General features: G+C 38.2%; 15 protein-coding genes. 7 read left to right on the top strand and 8 right to left on the bottom strand.

Annotated features, from left to right (window positions below; translation table 11 throughout):
- Positions 1 to 199 precede the first annotated feature (199 nt).
- The 8 genes from B7E04_RS05355 to B7E04_RS22085 form a co-directional block, all read right to left on the bottom strand.
- Entirely contained in the window at positions 200 to 754 is a 555-nt protein-coding gene (locus B7E04_RS05355; RefSeq protein WP_080777712.1) for a hypothetical protein, read from the bottom strand.
- A gap of 130 nt (positions 755 to 884) precedes the next feature.
- Entirely contained in the window at positions 885 to 1664 is a 780-nt protein-coding gene (locus tag B7E04_RS05350; protein WP_080777711.1) for a DUF4984 domain-containing protein, read from the bottom strand.
- A 19-nt stretch (positions 1665 to 1683) separates the two neighbouring features.
- Positions 1684 to 3267 (bottom strand): RagB/SusD family nutrient uptake outer membrane protein, encoded by a 1584-nt coding sequence (locus B7E04_RS05345; protein ID WP_080777974.1) that lies wholly within the window; start codon positions 3265 to 3267, stop codon positions 1684 to 1686.
- Between the two features lie 21 nt (positions 3268 to 3288).
- Complete coding sequence (locus B7E04_RS05340) at positions 3289 to 6177, bottom strand: SusC/RagA family TonB-linked outer membrane protein (protein ID WP_080777710.1); 2889 nt, start codon at positions 6175 to 6177, stop codon at positions 3289 to 3291.
- 600 nt (positions 6178 to 6777) lie between these two features.
- On the bottom strand, positions 6778 to 9762 hold the full coding sequence (infB, locus tag B7E04_RS05335) for a translation initiation factor IF-2 (RefSeq protein WP_080777709.1): 2985 nt from the start codon (positions 9760 to 9762) through the stop codon (positions 6778 to 6780).
- A gap of 77 nt (positions 9763 to 9839) precedes the next feature.
- Positions 9840 to 11075, bottom strand: coding sequence for a transcription termination factor NusA (gene nusA, locus B7E04_RS05330; protein ID WP_080777708.1), 1236 nt, complete (start codon positions 11073 to 11075; stop codon positions 9840 to 9842).
- 16 nt (positions 11076 to 11091) lie between these two features.
- Entirely contained in the window at positions 11092 to 11559 is a 468-nt protein-coding gene (gene rimP, locus B7E04_RS05325; RefSeq protein ID WP_080777707.1) for a ribosome assembly cofactor RimP, read from the bottom strand.
- A 3-nt stretch (positions 11560 to 11562) separates the two neighbouring features.
- A complete protein-coding gene (locus tag B7E04_RS22085) occupies positions 11563 to 11709 on the bottom strand; it encodes a hypothetical protein (protein WP_165439410.1) in 147 nt (48 codons plus the stop codon).
- A 69-nt stretch (positions 11710 to 11778) separates the two neighbouring features.
- Here B7E04_RS22085 and B7E04_RS05320 point away from each other — a divergent pair, with 69 nt between their 5' ends.
- From B7E04_RS05320 to B7E04_RS05290, 7 genes are all read left to right on the top strand, one after another.
- Entirely contained in the window at positions 11779 to 13092 is a 1314-nt protein-coding gene (locus tag B7E04_RS05320) for a UDP-glucose dehydrogenase family protein (protein ID WP_080777706.1), read from the top strand.
- A gap of 3 nt (positions 13093 to 13095) precedes the next feature.
- Positions 13096 to 14175, top strand: a complete 1080-nt coding sequence (rfbB, locus tag B7E04_RS05315; protein WP_080777705.1) for a dTDP-glucose 4,6-dehydratase — start codon at positions 13096 to 13098, stop codon at positions 14173 to 14175.
- Positions 14176 to 14252: 77 nt separating this feature from the next.
- The gene (gene rfbA / locus B7E04_RS05310) at positions 14253 to 15116 is read left to right on the top strand and encodes a glucose-1-phosphate thymidylyltransferase RfbA (protein ID WP_080777704.1); all 864 of its coding nucleotides are present in this window, start codon (positions 14253 to 14255) and stop codon (positions 15114 to 15116) included.
- A gap of 200 nt (positions 15117 to 15316) precedes the next feature.
- A complete protein-coding gene (locus tag B7E04_RS05305) occupies positions 15317 to 15730 on the top strand; it encodes a sugar 3,4-ketoisomerase (RefSeq protein ID WP_080777703.1) in 414 nt (137 codons plus the stop codon).
- A gap of 40 nt (positions 15731 to 15770) precedes the next feature.
- Positions 15771 to 16139 carry a hypothetical protein gene (locus tag B7E04_RS05300; RefSeq protein WP_080777702.1) on the top strand — a complete coding sequence of 123 codons (369 nt, stop codon included), beginning with the start codon at positions 15771 to 15773 and terminating at the stop codon, positions 16137 to 16139.
- A 23-nt stretch (positions 16140 to 16162) separates the two neighbouring features.
- The gene (locus B7E04_RS05295) at positions 16163 to 17131 is read left to right on the top strand and encodes a ketoacyl-ACP synthase III (protein ID WP_080777701.1); all 969 of its coding nucleotides are present in this window, start codon (positions 16163 to 16165) and stop codon (positions 17129 to 17131) included.
- Between the two features lie 24 nt (positions 17132 to 17155).
- Positions 17156 to 18256, top strand: coding sequence for a DegT/DnrJ/EryC1/StrS family aminotransferase (locus B7E04_RS05290; RefSeq protein ID WP_080777700.1), 1101 nt, complete (start codon positions 17156 to 17158; stop codon positions 18254 to 18256).
- Positions 18257 to 18329 lie beyond the last annotated feature (73 nt).

Raw genomic sequence — 18329 nt, 5'->3', positions numbered from 1 at the left:
TTTTTTTTTTGTTTTGATTATTTTTTTAACAGATTATTGTAGGTTAAAAAAAAATTATTTAGAATCAATATAAATTACAACAATTCGTTTCAGCGATTCTATATAAACCGCTGCATACGTGCTACAAAGGATCAAGTAAAAGTTGTTAAGAAAACAAATAATATGTGAACAATACCATTTGTTTTCTTAGCCAACTAACTTATTTTGTTAATACTTCCAGCAAGGCATTGAAATCTTCAGTTTTTTTAAGTTTATTTTTCCTAAAAAAACTTTCCAAATCAGCTTCCTTCTGGGGAAATATTTTTTTTATGGATTCCGCTTTTAAAGGAGTAAGTGTTTTATTTTCTGAATTGTACAAAAAATAATCGGGTTTTGCACTCGAAAACCGGGAAGCCCTGCTTTGATCATAGGTATTTTCAGCAGCTTTACCCTGAGTGAACTTCACTTCCTCTTTTCTTACTATGGCAAGATTATTCTTCTCCGAAGAGGACTGAATATAATAAGTCCCATTAATAAGCCTTACTATATATCTGTTATCAATATTTAAATAATCAATTCCTTCTTTAGGAATTTTAAAATATTGATCCTCCTGTTTTAGAATAATCTCATCATTATAGATATTATACCTTAAAAGATAAGTCCCCTTTTCTCCTTTTATAGTAGATGGTAAAAACTGTTTTTCTAGGAATGGAGAACCTTCATATTCATTATCAGCCAATTCATTCACCCCAATTTTGCTTACAGCCTGAGACATTAATCTATTATGATTAAGATTATGCAAGACTGTACTTTGGGAAAAATAAAAACCTGTAACAAAAAATGGCAATAAAAAACTTATTTTTTTCATACTACTTTTAAAAGAATTAATACTATTTATTGATCGATTAAGTTCCTACTATATTATCAACTACAGCTGCAAAGCTACCTGCTGATACAAATGGCTGATAACTCAGAACCATTTTTCTTGTACAGAAGTTAATAGTGGAAGGTGTTGTAGCAACCTGACGAATGCTAATCATCCCATAAGTAGGATGCATATAACCCGTCTGCTGATTATCAATTGTAATTACCCCTGTTGATGGATTATACTTTAATTTAATATCATATCCATCTGCATAATAATCTTTCAGCAATAAAGTATTCGGCTCAGGTCCCTCTGTGATTTCAACGTCTACGGTTGGCGAACCTGTAAAGAATGGCATTGTGGCTTTAAAGTTTGCTGCAAGGAAATAAGAAAGAGGACATTTAAGTGCCACCGTCATAGTATGCACTTGATTGTAGGTCCCATTCTTTACAGTTGGCGAACTCAATCTGAATACTGCATTTTTTCCTTCAGGACTAGCGCCTGTTTCCAACAATTTAATAGCTATTTTCCCATCAAAACTTCCTGAAGGATTACTAGGTCCCATAAACTGAAAGTCAACTCCTTCTTTTAATTGTGATGTAGGATCAACAACAAGACTTACTTGTGCACTTTCAACCTTGGCAATAGTTCCATAATCCACTTCTACAACCTTGGAGCCACTTCCCTGATCAACCAATTGCTGAGAGCTTGTATTGATAAAGCTTAAATAGGGATCACCTTCATAATAAATCTCTTCATTGGTACAGGAAAACACTGCTGCTGAGAAGAGTACTATAGATAAATATTTAAATGTTTTCATTTTTCAAAATTTTAAAAAATTAATATCCAGGATTTTGCTGAATCGTCGGATTACCTTGAATTTCCGATCTCGGAATAGGTAATGATCTCATACGATAATCATTGATAGGAATCGTTACAGGAATTGTTTTAAGATCATCTGTCGGATCTCTGTCAATAGCAACTCCGGCAATAGCTCCAAGCCTCTTTAAATCTAAGTATCTATGTCCCTCAAGATAAAGCTCTTTTCTTCTTTCCAGCAAAATATCAGTATAGGCCTGTGGTTTCCCTGTGTAAACAGGAAGAACAATCGGAGAAGGAGTCGCATAGTTTCTGGCATCTCTGACATTTTTTATGTAAGTAGCCGCTGTAAGGAAATCACCTTCCTCTACCGCACATTCAGCCAGAATAAAATACATTTCTGATATCCTGAATACCTTAAGATCATTTCTTAACGGCTGGTTACCTGCCAAAGATCCATCAGGAGCAATTTTAGGTTTCCCAGGATATTTATCTATTACCAAAACATCTAAAGCACGGTAATTTGGAATGGTCGCATAGTTAGCGTTTATTGTAGCTGAAGGATCAATGTATGCATATCTTCTGATATCTCCACCTACACTTGCTAATAAATTAAACGTTTTCCTACCCATATCGTACAGGATAGAACCGTTTGATGCAGAAGCATTGGAAGCAAACAAAGATCCAATATTTCCCCATGCCTGAACGTAAGGTCTGCTTATTGAGAATATCACCTCTCCCTGACTGGTATCATTCCACATTTTAACATATGGGTTTACCGTCAGATATCCGTTTAAACTCTGGTGAGCTGCATTATTCTGAGCTAAAGCACCTGGATTAGGAGGTGAAGCAACCGTTAACGTTCCTGAAGCCATCGCAGCCTGAGCCGCAACTTTTGCCTGAGGGTACATTCCTCTATACAAATAATATCTCGCTTTAAAAGCATTTAAAAAGTTTTTACCAATTCTGTAAAAGTCACCATTAGAGGTGGCTAAATTAGCTTCAGCATATGCAATATCAGCATCTATAAAAGAGAAAATAGCAGAATTATTAACTCTTGGCACAGTTTCTCCCAATGCAGGAACATGATCGATCAACATCACTCCCAAAGCATTTGGATCTTTCATATCCGTAGAAAAATAAGAAGACAGTGTAAAATACGAGAACGCTCTTATTATTCTGGCCTGGGCTAAAATATTATTAAACTTAGCCAGATCAGCTGGGGCAGTTGGTGGTGTTATTTTGGCAGCTCCCTCTAACAGTCTGTTTACACGGTTTATTGTTGTATAATTTCCTAACCAAATGTTGGCAGCGCCCCCATTGGAAACATCCACATAGAACTGATGCGGACTTAATGCCAGTTCTGAGTTTTGTGGTCCCATTCCTAATTCATCTGTCAATTGTGCAGAGAAAAACAGGTTATTGGTTATATCCAAGCTGGTATACACAGACCCATTAAGATACTTATCCATATCTTGCATATTGAGAAATGTATTGTCAGCATTCAGCTCCCCATCCTGAATAATATCCAAAGCATCATTACATGACGATAAGCTTACGGAAACAAATGCAGATACAATTGCTATTTTAAATATATTTTTCATATTGAACTTCATTAAATAATATTAAAAATCTAAGTTTACCCCAAGTGAGAATGTTCTTGGATTAGGATAAATACTCAATGGGAATGTTCCCAATCCTTCAGGGTCATACCCTCTCCATTTTGTCCATGTGACAATATTTTCCCCCTGAACAAAAATCTTGGCTGACTTAATAACAGAATTTTCATTAAAGAACTTTTTAGGAACATTATATCCTAACGTGATATTCTTCAATCTTAAATAGGAAGCATCAAACAACAGCCTGTCGGTAATACCAGATACAGGAGAATTCAATCCAGGAATATCTGTTTCACGGTTATCCGGAGTCCAGGCATTAAGCAAGTCTGCAGACACGTTATTTCCTGAACGCATATAAGCCGGATTTAAAGCCCATGACAATTGGTTATCTGATCTCCAGAATTTAGCCTGAAAAGAAAATAATGCATCTAAGAAGAAGCCTTTATATTCACTGTTGATACCAAAACCTCCAGTATATTTTGGAAAATAGTTTTTACCCGTTTGCCTTCTATCTTTATCAAATGCCTGTTCGGCAACGTTTCCATCTGCATCCAGATAAAGCTCGTTTCCGTTATTAGGATTCACTCCAAGGTAAGGCACAAGGTTCCATTCGTTGATAGTTCCTCCCTCCTGTAAAAGCAACGAACCGGTTGTTACAGGAACTAAAAGCTTGGTAATTTTATTCTCGTTATATGAAGCATTGGCGAAAAGAGCCAGCCTGTAGTTTTGATTATTAAACACGTTATATCTCAATACAACTTCAACCCCTTCGTTCTTAAGGCTACCGTAGTTTCCTCTATAAGTATATTGGCTTAGAATAGCGGAAGAAGGAATATTATAATAAAGCATATCTGTATTTTTTTGATATACATCTACGTTTCCTTCCAGTTTATTTTTAAGGAATTTAAAATCAAGACCGATATTTCCTTGTTTAATTTCTTCCCATTGTACAGCCGCATTGGCAATATTACTCAAAAAGTAACCTGGTGTATTCCCATACCCATTTCCTACCACATTGATCTCTCTACTGATACCGGTTGCCAGCAGCAGAGGGTTTGTGTCATCTCCGGCAGCAATAACATTGGCATTACCTTGTGTTCCGTAAGAAGCTCTCAGTTTTAACATATCAAAGAACCCTCCTTCCATGAATGATTCTTTATCGATATTCCAACGTCCACCTACAGACCAGAAAGTCCCCCATTTATTTCCCGGAGCAAATCTGTAATTTCCATCTCTTCTAATGGTTCCACTGAAACCATATTTATCCGCATAGTCATAATCCGCGGTTGCAAAATAAGACAATGCCCCTCCGGTAACCTTAAAGGCCGCTACAGAAGGTAGATAAATATCTTTATCAGGATCAAAAGGAATATAACCTACACCCGTCCCTATGACAAATGTTTTTGGATCCAGCCCGTTTTGTGTCTGACTACTGCTATAAAAATGCACTTTATTATATTCCATATAAGCACCTAAACCAATGGTATGTGCTCCGAATACCTTATTATAATTAACACTTGTAACAGTCGTAAAGTTTAATTCACGGGAATTATTAATGGTCTCACTACCTCCGTATTCTATCCCTGCATTTGACGCAACCACTATGGATAAGTATCCGTTAGGATGTCTTCCGGAAAAAGAATTTCCCATTTTAACATCAACCCCGGTTCTGTTATTCAAAGTGAAATCATCTGTCAGTTTATAGGAAGTTGTTGCACTTGTAAATATTGAGGTTTCATTAAATTTTCCAAATACAGACTGATCTCCTTTCAGTACATCTTCCAGAACATAGGCAAAGTTTCCGTTAGCTGAAGAAGCATTTCCAATGGCATTAAATAATTCTCTTCCATTTGCGTACTGACCCGATCTCAAGTAAGGCAAAGACATAAATGCTCCAATCAATGGATTCTGTACAACATTCCCGTTAATCCCTGAGTTGTTTTCCTGATTCAACTGGCTTCTTTTAGAATATCCCAAACCAATAATGGCCGTATAGTTAAATCTTTTATCTTCAGTTCTACCGGTAATGTTATTTCTAAAGGTAAATCTCTGGAACTTTGTATTAGGCACAAGACCTCCTTGTTCTAAATACCCAAGAGATGAATAAACCGATGTATTTTCACCCCCAAAAGTCGCAGAAACATTATGCTGCTGGGTAACATCAGCCTTAAAGAAAACTTTCTCCCAATCTGTATTCACTTCATAATCCGCAATCTGCTGGTCACTCAGTGTATTCCCTAATAGTACTCCATTATTTTTCTGAATTTTCAACAATTGGTGAGAATCCGCAATATTGTACTTATTTTTAGGCATGATACTTACCCCAGTCATTGCAGAATAACTTAATTTCAGCTTAGAGTTATACTTCCCACCTTTAGTTCTTATCAACAACACCCCGTTCGCTCCTCTGTTTCCATAGATTGAAGTTGCCGCCGCATCTCTAAGAATAGAGATAGACTCTATATCTTCAGCGTTTAAGTTTCTGAACTGGTTTGCTCCCGTAGGAACCCCATCAATAATTACCAATGGTTCGGTATCAGCTGAAAGGGAAGAAATCCCTCTGATCACAAGATCGATCTTTGCGGAGCCCGGAGATCCGGAATTGGAGGCTATGGTAACCCCCGGAGCGGACCCCTGGATGGAGTTCAAAAAGCTCACGTTTGGTCTGTTCTCCATAACTTCAGCATTGATAGTGGTATTAGCACTGACATCCTTAGGTTTAGTCAATGTTCTGTTGTAGCCAAGAATCACCACTTCTTCGATATCTTTTGTCTTAGCTGTGTCACGTTTTGTTTTCTGGACACTGTTAGTTGCGTCAGGTTTTGTCTGAGCACTGTACATTCCATTTATAAAAAACAGGACACCCACACTCAACACACGTATTTTATCATTCATATTAACACATTTTAATATTCATCTCGCAAATATGTTAATAAATGCTAATACACACAAATAAATTAAATAAACAACAGTTTAATTTTTTAACAAAATACTAATCATCATTAATATGTGAATAATTATTATTCAATAATAATCAAAACAAATGACTTTAAATTAACTAATTATAATAAATTAACAAATAATTAATAATTTAAAAAAAATATATAAAATGCAATTTAGAATTATTCTAAATTTGAAATCTGTTAAAAAACCAATATTTTCCAACCAATTGATTTGTAGCAAATTAAGACAACATATTTTGTGTTATTTGTGATTAAAACATCTAAAAGTGAAATATCAATTTCACAATAACGATAGATTCCATAGGCATTCTCAAGCATTTTCAATTTGAATTTACGTTAGCATCGGAAGCTTAAACGATTCTCTAATTCCCAGAATTTTATAATATTCATTTATTACTTTCTTTTCAACAATTTCACACCTTAAAAATCAAAAAAACTTTACATATTAAATAATCAGAGTAAAAAAACACCACGTCCAAACGCAAAAAAACCCACTTAAAAAAGTGGGTTTTGAGTTATAATTAAAAACTTTTTATTTAAGCTTTTTCTTTACAGCTACTTCTTCATACACCTCAAGAATATCGCCGATCTCAATATCGTTATATCCTTTCAGATTCAGACCACATTCGTAACCTTTAGTTACTTCTCTTACATCATCTTTGAAACGCTTTAAACTTTCCAGTTCTCCGTCAAACTTAACGATACCGTCTCTAAGTACTCTTACTTTAGAACTTCTTGTTACTTTTCCGGAAAGAACCATACATCCAGCAATAGTTCCAACTTTAGAGATTTTGAAGACTTCTCTGATTTCCACATTACCTACTACCTGTTCTTTTATTTCAGGGGAAAGCATTCCTTCCATCGCTTCTTTAACCTCATCGATAGCGGCATAGATTACAGAGTATGTTCTGATTTCGATCTCTTCCTTCTCTGCCAGATCTTTTGCATTAGCACCTGCTCTTACGTTAAATCCAATGATAATTGCATCAGAAGCTGTTGCTAAGTTAACATCGGATTCAGTGATCTGCCCAACACCTTTGTGAAGAATATTCACATTGATTTCAGCAGTAGATAATCTTTGCAACTGGTCAGATAATGCTTCAACAGAACCATCCACGTCACCTTTAAGGATAATATTCAGTTCCTTGAATTCTCCTAAAGCAATTCTTCTTCCAAGTTCTTCAAGTGTAGTATGCTTTTTGGTTCTGATTGAAAGTTCTCTTTGTAACTGCTCTCTCTTGTTAGCGATTGTTTTAGCTTCGCTCTCATCTGCATATACTTTAAACTTATCACCTGCTGTAGGCGCTCCGTCAAGACCTAAAATAGTAACAGGAATAGACGGACCGGCTTCTTTCAGGTTTCTTCCTCTTTCATCAAGCATTGCCTTCACTTTACCATGGTTCTTACCGGCTACTACATAATCTCCTACTCTTAATGTTCCCGTCTGAACCAGCATGGTAGCAACATATCCTCTTCCTTTATCCAGGGAAGCTTCAATCACAACACCTTGTGCTGCTCTATCAGGATTGGCTTTAAGGTCAAGCATTTCTGCCTGAAGCAATACTTTTTCCAGTAAGACATCCATATTGTTACCAAATTTGGCAGAAATCTCCTGTGACTGAACATTACCTCCCCATTCTTCTACCAAGATATTCATCCCGGAAAGCTGCTGACGGATATTATCCGGGTTAGCATTCGGTCTGTCCACCTTGTTCAATGCAATGATCATTGGTACTCCTGCCGCCTGCGCGTGAGAAATAGCCTCTCTCGTTTGTGGCATTACGTCATCATCTGCTGCAATTACAATAATGGCAATATCTGTAATCTGGGCACCTCTGGCTCTCATCGCGGTAAACGCTTCGTGACCCGGGGTATCTAAGAATGTAATTCTTTGTCCGTTTTCCAGTTTTACGTTATATGCTCCAATGTGCTGGGTAATTCCTCCTGACTCACCGGCAATAACGTTTGTTTTTCTGATGTAGTCAAGCAATGATGTTTTACCGTGGTCAACGTGCCCCATTACGGTTACAATTGGTGCTCTAGGAGCAAGATCCTCCTCAGTGTCTGCTTCTTCTTCAGGATCTGCTTCTTCAAGATCAGCATCGGAGAATTCAATTTTATACCCAAATTCATCAGCTACCAATAATAAGGTATCTGCTTCAAGTCTTTGGTTCATGGTTACCATTACTCCCAGAGAGAAACATGCAGAGATTACTTCTGTAGGCGAAACATTCATTAAGCTGGCCAATTCACCTACTGTGATGAATTCGGTTACTTTTAATGTTCTGTCCTGTGCATCAATTTCCTGCTGGCGCTCGTCCTGTTCTCTACGGTAAGTTCTTTTATCTTTTCTGTGTTTTGCAGATTTAGATTTACCTCCTTTATTAGTCAGTTTTTCAAGGGTTTCCTTGATCTGGTTTTTAACCTGTTCGTCTGTAAGTTCTACAGGCATGGTTCTTTGTCCCGGTCTATTGTTGCCACCACCTGGACCTTTTTTGAATCCACCACCCTGACCTTGCGGACGGTTTTGACCTCCCTGGTTGTTTCCAAAACGGTTACCACCCTGGCTTCCTTGTCCCTGCGGACGGTTTCCTCCAGGACCTCCCTGACCCTGAGGACGGTTTCCACCAGGACCACCTTGTCCCTGCGGACGGTTTTGACCTCCCTGGTTATTGTTATTGTTTCCTGAGTTTTGGTTATTCCCTTGTCCTTGCTGACCCGGACCTCCCGGTTTTTCAATCCTCTTTCTCTTTTTCTTAGCGCCGGCACCAGGTTTAGGGGCAAACTGTGTTAAATCTATCTTTTCACCTACGATCTTTGGACCGTCCAGTTTCTGATAAACAGTTTCTATTTTCTGAGGTTCCTGAGATTCAGGCTCAGCTGATGTTTGAGGCTCTGCTGTTTTTTCAGCAACAGGCTCTGGCTGTTTTGGAGTTTCTTTCACAGGTTCTGCCGGTTTTTCCTCTTCTTTTTTCTCCTCCATTTTGGGTTTATCTTTTTTAACAGGTCTATTTCTGGATTCTATCTGGGACAGATCTATTTTATCCAGAACTTTGAATTCCTGCTTTTCAGGAGCAGCCTTTACCTCCGGTTCTGCCACAACTTCTTCTTTCTTTTCATCCGCTTTCTTTTCTTCAACCGGTACTGCTACAGGTGCTGGTTTCGGTTCTGTTACCACAGGAACCTCTTCCGCTTCAGGGGTTTTAGGCTCAAGATCTATTTTACCTAAAATCCTGGTTTCTGGTTTGTTTGCTTTAGCTCTTATTACTTCAGGGGTTTTCTTTTCTTCAATTTCCAGTTTTTCTTCCGGAACTTTCGTGATCACCACCTCATGGGAAGCTTTTCGCTGTTCACCGTCTTTGGCAAACTCAGCCTCCAATGCAGAATATGCCGCTTCTTCTAATTGAGCGTTAGGATTGTTTTCAACCTCGAAATCCTTTGACTGTAAAAACTCTACTAATCTGGACATCGAAATGTTGAATTCCTTAACCGCTTTATTTAATCTTATTTTTGGCATCTATATTATTTACTGTTTTTTAATTCTTAAAATTAAAGTATTCCTTTTTACTGTTTTATTAAAATTTATTTAAAATTTTAATCTTCAAATTCTTCTCTTAGAATACGTTTCACGTCTTCAATAGTTTCTTCTTCAAGATCCACCATATTTAAAAGACTTTCTGTATCCTTATCCAATACTGATTTTGCAGTAGTAAGTCCTACTTTTCTAAATTCATCCAAAATCCACTGCTCGATATCATCATTAAATTCTCTCAATTCAACATCATCATCCTCGCTGGACTCTCTATATACATCAATTTCATACCCCGTCAGCCAGGAAGCCAGTCTGATATTCTGACCTTGTTTCCCGATTACTTTGGAAATTTCTTCAACAGGCGTGTACACTAAAGCATAGCTTGCATCCTCATTGATATCTATTTTATTGATCGTTACATTTCCTAAAGCTCTCTTTACTAAGATTTCAGGATTTTTAGACCATTGAATAACATCGATGTTTTCATTTCTCAACTCTCTTACAACGCCGTGAATTCTTGATCCCTTCACCCCCACACAGGCTCCTACAGGATCTATTCTGTCATCATAAGCATCTACTGCGATCTTCGCCTTCTCACCAGGAATTCTCACTACTTTCTTAAGCATAATCGTTCCGTCCTGGATTTCAGGAATTTCCAGCTCTAATAATTTCTCAAGGAATTTAGGTGCAGTTCTGGAAATAATAATCTGCGGCTTCGAACCTTTAAAATCTACTGTCTCAACAATAGCTCTGATATTTTCGCCCTTTTTAAAGAAGTCGGATGGGATCTGGTTTTCTTTCGGCAAAATGAATTCGTTCCCTTCATCATCCAGCAAAATTACATGTTTGTGACGGATGTGGTGGATTTCCCCGATAACAATTTCCCCGATCTTATCTCTGAACTGCTCATAAAGCATGGCATTGTTATGCTCCTGAAGTTTCGTAGCCAGGATCTGCTTTAAAGTAAGGATATTTCTTCTTCCTAACTGAGCCACCGGAATTTCCATCGTAAAATCTTCACCCACTTCAAAAGTAGGGTCAATCTTCTTTGCTTCGGAAAGCTCAATTTCCAGATCATCATCTTCAGACATTTCGTCTTCAACAATCGTTTTATTTAAAAATATCTGAAAATCTCCTTTATCAGGGTTCACAATTACATCAAAATGATCATCTGAATCAAATCTTTTTCTCAAAAGAGTCTTCAGTGAATCTTCAATAATTGCCATAAGATCAATCTTACTGATCCCTTTTTCGTCTTTAAAATCACCAAAGGATTCAATCAACGCTATATTATCCATTTATTCTTTTTTCTTTTTAAAATTTAATTACTACTAACGCTTTTTTTATCTCAGAGTAAGGAATTTCTTTTTCCTCCTCCACATCTACTTTACCTTTCCCGATATCTTTCGGTTTGCGGTAACGTAAAATAAGTGTGATCTTCTCATCATCCACTTTGGCCAGCTCTGCCTCAATCTTCGTATCATCATTCAGCATCACTTCAATCTCCCTTCCGATATTTTTTCTGAACTGTCTGGGAGCGGAAAGCGGCTCGCTTAACCCCGCGGACATCACCTGAAGGCTAAAGTCATGCTCCTCACGATCCATATTGAATTCTATGGCACGGCTTGCATCAAGACAGTCCTGAAGAGTTACACCCTGATCACCATCCAGAATTACAGTAATATCATCTCCTGCAGAAATTTTGAGATCCACAAGAAATAAATCTTCCCTGGTTACCAGGAATTCGTTTAATAATTCTTCAATTCTTTTTCTAAACTCCATATATTACATTATGCTTGATTTACCAGTACGAAAAAAGGCTTTCTTCCGAAGCCTTCCCATTTTTTCCTGTAAATCCACTGCAAATATACGCATTTTTTCTAAAAAAGCAAAATCTACTTCGTTATCAAGTAAATACCTGATTTTTTTCATTACAGTAAATTAAAGAAGCGGGTGAAAGTATTTTTATTATTTTTGTCTACGAATTTAAAAACAGACATTTTGAATATAACAATTGTAGGAACAGGTTATGTAGGGCTGGTTACAGGTACTACCCTGGCAGAACTTGGCAATTCAGTATACTGTGTTGACATTGATGAAAAAAAAGTAGAAGGTATGAAAAACGGCGTAGTTCCCATCTATGAGCCGAACCTTGAAGAAATGTTTTTGAGAAACATTCAATCTGAAAGATTATTTTTTACCACCAATCTTAAAGAAGCTCTGGACAAAAGCGAAGTAATTTATCTGGCCCTGCCTACTCCTCCGGGAGAAGACGGCTCGGCAGATCTTTCGTACGTGATCCAGGTTGCCAATAACATTGGGGAAATGATGACGGAATACAAAGTCATTGTCAATAAAAGTACCGTTCCCGTAGGAACTGCTGATAAAGTAAGAGAGGTTATTGCCTCTAAAACAGATATCCCGTTTGATGTAGTTTCCAATCCTGAATTCTTAAGAGAAGGTTTTGCCGTGGAAGATTCCATGAACCCTTCCAGAGTGGTGGTAGGAGCCAGCTCAGAAAAAGCCCAGAATATTATGGCTAAAATTTACCAGCCATTTACCAATACGGGAATTCCCATCATCTTCATGGATGAAAAATCATCAGAACTTACAAAATATGCAGCGAATTCATTCCTGGCCGTGAAGATCACCTTTATGAATGAAATTGCCAATTACTGTGAAAAAGTAGGTGCCGATGTAGATAAAGTAAGACTAGGAATGGGTAGTGATGACCGGATCGGCCACAGATTCCTCTTCCCGGGAATAGGATATGGCGGAAGCTGTTTCCCTAAGGATGTAAAAGCGCTTATTAAATCAGGGATACAGGAAGATTTCAATTTCCAGATCCTCGAAGCTACAGAAAAAGTAAATACAGCCCAGAAAGTGATCCTGGTTTCAGAGATTGAAAAGTATTTCGGAGGAAGTATCCAGGGAAAGAAAATTGCGATGTGGGGACTGGCTTTTAAAGCAAATACCGACGACATCCGCGAAGCCTCTTCCCTTGACAATATTGCCCTGCTATTGGAAAAAGGCGCAGAAATTGCTGCCTATGATGCCGTGGCGGAAAGCAATGTACAGAAGCTTCTGGGGGATAAAATACAATATGCAAAAGGAATGTATGATGCCCTTGAAGATGCAGACGCCCTATTTATTGCTACGGAATGGCCGGAATTTAAAAACCCGAACTTTGAACTGATGGCCAAAAAAATGAAGAATAAAGTCATTTTCGATGGAAGAAATATGTATCCGCTGGAAATTCCTGAACAGAACGGATTCCATTATAAAAGTATAGGAAGAAAGACCATAGAAAATTAACAGATGAAAAATATCATTATTACCGGAGGAGCCGGATTCATAGGTTCTCATGTGGTGAGAGAGTTTGTAAAAAACAATCCTGATGCTACAATTATCAATCTTGATGCCCTTACATATGCAGGAAATCTGGAAAACCTTAAGGACATTGAAAATGAGCCTAATTATGTTTTCGAAAAAGCAGACATTACAAAACCTGAAGAATTAAGAAAAGTTTTTGAAAAATACAATCCTGATGCAGTTGTGCATCTGGCAGCGGAAAGCCATGTAGACAGAAGCATCACGGATCCGATGGCATTTATCAATACAAATGTGAACGGAACCGCCAATCTCCTTAATTTATGCAAGGAATTCTGGACCTTAAATCCGGATCACACTCACGGAAGATTCCCCGATGAACAAAGAACGAACCTGTTTTATCATGTTTCAACGGATGAAGTTTACGGAAGTCTCGGCGAAACAGGATTCTTTCTGGAAACTACCGCCTACGATCCTCAATCTCCATATTCCGCTTCCAAAGCAGCTTCGGACCATTTGGTAAGAGCTTACGGAAACACCTATGGAATGCCTTTCATTGTTTCGAACTGCTCCAATAATTATGGACCGAATCACTTTCCTGAAAAGCTGATTCCTCTTTGCATTTCGAATATCATCAATGAAAAGCCCCTGCCTATTTACGGAGACGGAAAATATACCCGTGACTGGCTGTTTGTTATAGACCATGCAAGAGCTATCCACCAGATTTTCAATGAAGCAAAAACAGGAGAAACCTACAATATCGGAGGTTTTAACGAGTGGCAGAATATTGATCTTGTGAAAGAGCTTATCAGGCAGATGGACGAAAAGCTAGGGAAACCAGAAGGGTATTCCGAAAAGCTGATTACGTTCGTTAAAGACAGACCCGGTCACGACAAGCGTTATGCTATCGATGCAGATAAACTGAATAAGAACTTAGGCTGGAAACCATCGGTAACCTTCGAGGAAGGATTAGGAAAAACTATCGACTGGTATCTTGAAAACAAGGAGTGGCTGGAAAATGTAACGAGTGGTGACTATCAGAAGTACTACGAAAAACAGTACCATTAAGATCAAATCTTTTGCTCTGTATCATGATTATTCAGGAATAAGATTAATCATATCACAGAAAATATAAACAAACAAAAATGAAAGGAATCATATTAGCCGGAGGATCCGGAACCAGACTTTACCCCCTCACCATCGCCGTAAGCAAGCAGCTGATGCCTGTTTATGACAAACCGATGATCTACTATCCTCTTTCCACTTTGCTTTTGGCAGGAATCAAGGATATTCTGATCATTACAACCCCTCATGACCAGCCCGGATTTATCAAACTTCTCGGTGACGGGTCCCAAATAGGATGCAATATAGAATATGTGGTACAGCCCAGCCCGGACGGACTGGCGCAGGCCTTTATTTTAGGAGAAACCTTTATCGGAAATGATCCTGCCGCACTGGTATTGGGCGACAATATTTTTTATGGCTCCGAAATGGGAACCTTATTAAAAAACAAAACCAATCCTGATGGCGGTGTTGTTTTCGCGTATCATGTTTCCGATCCGGAAAGATATGGTGTGGTAGAATTTGATGACGATTTCAAAGCGATCTCCATTGAGGAAAAGCCTTTAAAACCAAAATCAAACTATGCGGTTCCCGGCCTTTATTTTTATGATAATGAGGTAGTGGAAATCGCGAAGAACATTCAGCCTTCCGCAAGAGGTGAGCTGGAGATCACAGATGTCAACAATGTTTATTTAAGCAAAGGAAAACTTGAAGTAGGAGTCCTGGACAGAGGTACAGCGTGGCTGGACACCGGAACTTTTGACTCCCTGAATGATGCTTCCGAATTTGTGAGCGTTATTGAAAAAAGACAGGGCTTCAAGATTGGATGTATTGAAGAAATTGCTTTCAGGAATAAATTCATCAATGAAGAAAAATTATTGGAGACAGCCGGAAAATATGGCAAAAGCGGCTATGGTGAGTATCTGAAAAAGCTTGTTAATAAGTAAGGCTTATTACTATGTAATATCTTAAAACTATTGGCCTCAGCTGATAGTTTTTTAATGTAATTCATAGGGTATTTCCTGATTTTGCTGTAGATTTTTGGTCCGAATTTTTCTTCAATAATATACAATATAAACAGACTTCTTCACGATAGTAATTTTATAGTTAACTTTGGGGACTTTAAAGAAATTATTTAGATATATTAATGGAATACAATAAACCACAAATCATCATCTTTGATAAAATAGGATCATCAGAGCTGGGCTATATTACCATAGCTGAAACACAGAAGAATGTTCCTTTTGAAATACAGCGTGTTTACTGGACGTACTACACTCCTCATGATGTAACAAGAGGTGGTCACGCCCATAAAAAGCTGCAGCAGATGATATTTGCCGTATCCGGAACCATCATATTCAACACTGAAGATAAAGATGGTCATAAAGAAACTTTTACTCTGGATCATCCTACGAAAGGCTTGTATATTCCAAAGCTGGTATGGAGGGATATCCAGTTTTCCCATAATGCCGTTCTGCTGTGCCTTGCTTCCGAGATCTATGACGAAGCAGATTATTTCAGGGATTTTGCTAGCTTTAAGGAAGCGACGCTTGAACAATAAATTTCACTTTTTACAAAGGCCTTAATACAAACAACAGAAAATGCTAATTGATTACAAAGGAATTCAAATCAGATTTGTGGAAACCAATGATGCAAAGTTTGTTGTATCCTTCAGAAACAATGAAATTTTTGCCACATATGGGGTGTATAAAATAGGTTCCGGACTTCCTGAGACCGGAAGCATGGTTTCCAAACCGGAATATGTGAAAGACTCAATAAAAGTAGATGTTGCAGTTAAAAAAAATAATCCTATGTCAATCAACGAATTTATTAAAAACTTCCATGTACAAATGGAAAATACAGATATCGTTATAGGGCCTGAGACAGCATATAGTCCGGAAAACGACCGGGATTCCCTTACTGCAATGGTGATCAAGGTAATGATGGAAGACGAATACTGCGTATGTTGAGAAAGAACAGTAATTAACAGACCATGGCTTTTATACAACATATTTCAACCTACATTCCTGAAAAGGTGATTTCCAATGAAGAGATCTCAAAAAAATTTCCGGATTGGAACAGTGATAAAATCCTTGAAAAAATAGGAATCAGAAACAGGAATATTACCGGCGACGATGAGTTCACCTCAGATATTGCAGTGAAAGCATTAAACAGACTCACTGAAGAATATCAGATTGACAAATCTGCTATAGACTATCTGATCGTCTGCACGCAAAGCCCGGATTATTTTCTTCCCGCCACAGCCTGTATCGTGCAATCCATGGCCGGCCTGAATACCAGCTGCGGAGCGATCGATATCAATCAGGGGTGTTCGGGATATATTTATGGATTATCGCTGGCCAATGCCCTGGTGGATGCTAAAATGATGAAGAATGTGGTATTGATTACTGCTGAAACCTATTCAAAGCATATCCATGAGGATGATAAGGGAAATATCAGTCTTTTCGGCGATGCAGCTACGGCAACACTGATCTCCGGGGATGGAGATTATGAAATCCTGAAGTTTTCGGTGGGAACTGATGGAGAGGGTGCAAAAAACCTCATCGTAAAAAACGGTGCCGTCAGAAATAAAAAAACCACAGATAAAGAAGACAAAGACAATTATCTTCACATGAACGGACCTAAAATTTTTGATTTTACGTTAAAAGCTATTCCCGGCCTTGTAGAGGAGAATCTTAAAATCAATGGATTCAGAAAAGGTGACATCGACACATTCATCTTCCACCAGGCTAATACTTTAATGCTGGATTTCTTAAGAAAAAGAATAAAAATTCCACAGGAAAATTTCGTGATCGACATGCTGGATTACGGCAACACAGTATCCTCCACTATTCCTATTGCCTTTAAAAATTCATTCGCAACCAGAGATTCCACAAATATAATGCTGGTAGGTTTCGGAGTAGGCTATTCTTGGGGGGCCGTATGTTTAAGAAAAAAATAAATTAAGTGTAAAAAATAGACTATTATGATAAAATTCCTTGATCTTCAAAAGGTCAATTTACAGCATCAGGAAGAGATTGAAAACAAGCTTTTAAGTGTTTTCCGAAGCGGATGGTATCTGTTGGGAAATGAGCTTAAAAACTTTGAAACCAATCTTGCAGCCTATATCGGTTCAGAATATGCCCTGGGAGTTGCCAACGGATTGGATGCGCTTCGCCTTATCTTTCGCGCTTATATCGAATTGGGATTCATGAAGCCCGGAGATGAAGTTCTTGTACCTGCCAATACCTATATCGCGTCTGTTCTGGCTTTATCAGACAATGGATTGATCCCTGTATTCGTGGAACCGGATGCCAGTACTTACAATATTGACATTTCAAAAATTGAAGAAAAAATAACGCCGAAAACAAAAGCGATCCTGATTGTTCACCTTCAGGGAAGAATCGTTTTTTCAGAAGAGCTTAAAAATATCGCGGAAAAGCATCAGTTAAAGATTGTAGAAGATAATGCACAGGCTATCGGGGCAGAATGGAGGGGCATTAAATCCGGAAATCTGGGGGATGCTGCAGGTTTCAGTTTTTATCCCGGGAAAAACCTTGGGGCGCTGGGCGATGCCGGAGCGGTAACCACGAATGATAAAGAACTGTTTGAAGCTATTCGTGCTATAGCTAACTACGGTTCCAACCAGAAGTATGTGAATATTTACAAAGGTTTAAATTCAAGGCTGGATGAAATTCAGGCTGCCGTTCTGGATGTAAAACTTAAATACATCGGCCATGAAAACGGAACCCGAAGAACCATCGCCAAAAGATTTATCTCTGAAATCACAAATCCAAAGATCATCCTTCCTGAAAACCCGGCTGATGAAAATGAACATGTATGGCATGTTTTTGTGATCAGAACGGAAAAAAGAGATGAACTTCAGGCCTATTTAACGGAAAAAGGGATTAATACCATTATCCACTATCCTATCCCGCCGCACAAGCAGGAGGCCTATAAGGAATATGGAGACCTTTCGTTCCCGATTACTGAAAAAATGCATGAGGAGGTCCTGAGCCTTCCCATATCTTCTGTTTTGGAGGAAGAGGAAATCCAGGCTATCATTAAAGCGGTTAATGAATTTTAATAGTAATAAATATTACGTTCAGCATCCGTAGATTTCTTCCCTCAGATAAAAACGGATGCTCTGGTGTATTTTT

It is taken from the genome of Chryseobacterium phocaeense (assembly GCF_900169075.1).
Lineage (GTDB): Bacteria > Bacteroidota > Bacteroidia > Flavobacteriales > Weeksellaceae > Chryseobacterium > Chryseobacterium phocaeense.
The sequence above is the reverse complement of the archived record's forward strand: the minus strand, read 5'-3'. Positions and strand labels throughout refer to the sequence as shown.

What these genes read in the sequence shown, in the direction of transcription:
- B7E04_RS05355 (WP_080777712.1), bottom strand. Translation starts at nt 754, where the DNA reads ATGTCTCAGGCTGTAAGCAAAATTGGGGTGAATGAATTGGCTGATAAT.
- B7E04_RS05350 (WP_080777711.1), bottom strand. Translation starts at nt 1,664, where the DNA reads ATGAAAACATTTAAATATTTATCTATAGTACTCTTCTCAGCAGCAGTG.
- B7E04_RS05345 (WP_080777974.1), bottom strand. Translation starts at nt 3,267, where the DNA reads ATGAAAAATATATTTAAAATAGCAATTGTATCTGCATTTGTTTCCGTA.
- B7E04_RS05340 (WP_080777710.1), bottom strand. Translation starts at nt 6,177, where the DNA reads ATGAATGATAAAATACGTGTGTTGAGTGTGGGTGTCCTGTTTTTTATA.
- infB (WP_080777709.1), bottom strand. Translation starts at nt 9,762, where the DNA reads ATGCCAAAAATAAGATTAAATAAAGCGGTTAAGGAATTCAACATTTCG.
- nusA (WP_080777708.1), bottom strand. Translation starts at nt 11,075, where the DNA reads ATGGATAATATAGCGTTGATTGAATCCTTTGGTGATTTTAAAGACGAA.
- rimP (WP_080777707.1), bottom strand. Translation starts at nt 11,559, where the DNA reads ATGGAGTTTAGAAAAAGAATTGAAGAATTATTAAACGAATTCCTGGTA.
- B7E04_RS22085 (WP_165439410.1), bottom strand. Translation starts at nt 11,709, where the DNA reads ATGAAAAAAATCAGGTATTTACTTGATAACGAAGTAGATTTTGCTTTT.
- rfbB (WP_080777705.1), top strand. Translation starts at nt 13,096, where the DNA reads ATGAAAAATATCATTATTACCGGAGGAGCCGGATTCATAGGTTCTCAT.
- rfbA (WP_080777704.1), top strand. Translation starts at nt 14,253, where the DNA reads ATGAAAGGAATCATATTAGCCGGAGGATCCGGAACCAGACTTTACCCC.
- B7E04_RS05305 (WP_080777703.1), top strand. Translation starts at nt 15,317, where the DNA reads ATGGAATACAATAAACCACAAATCATCATCTTTGATAAAATAGGATCA.
- B7E04_RS05300 (WP_080777702.1), top strand. Translation starts at nt 15,771, where the DNA reads ATGCTAATTGATTACAAAGGAATTCAAATCAGATTTGTGGAAACCAAT.
- B7E04_RS05295 (WP_080777701.1), top strand. Translation starts at nt 16,163, where the DNA reads ATGGCTTTTATACAACATATTTCAACCTACATTCCTGAAAAGGTGATT.
- B7E04_RS05290 (WP_080777700.1), top strand. Translation starts at nt 17,156, where the DNA reads ATGATAAAATTCCTTGATCTTCAAAAGGTCAATTTACAGCATCAGGAA.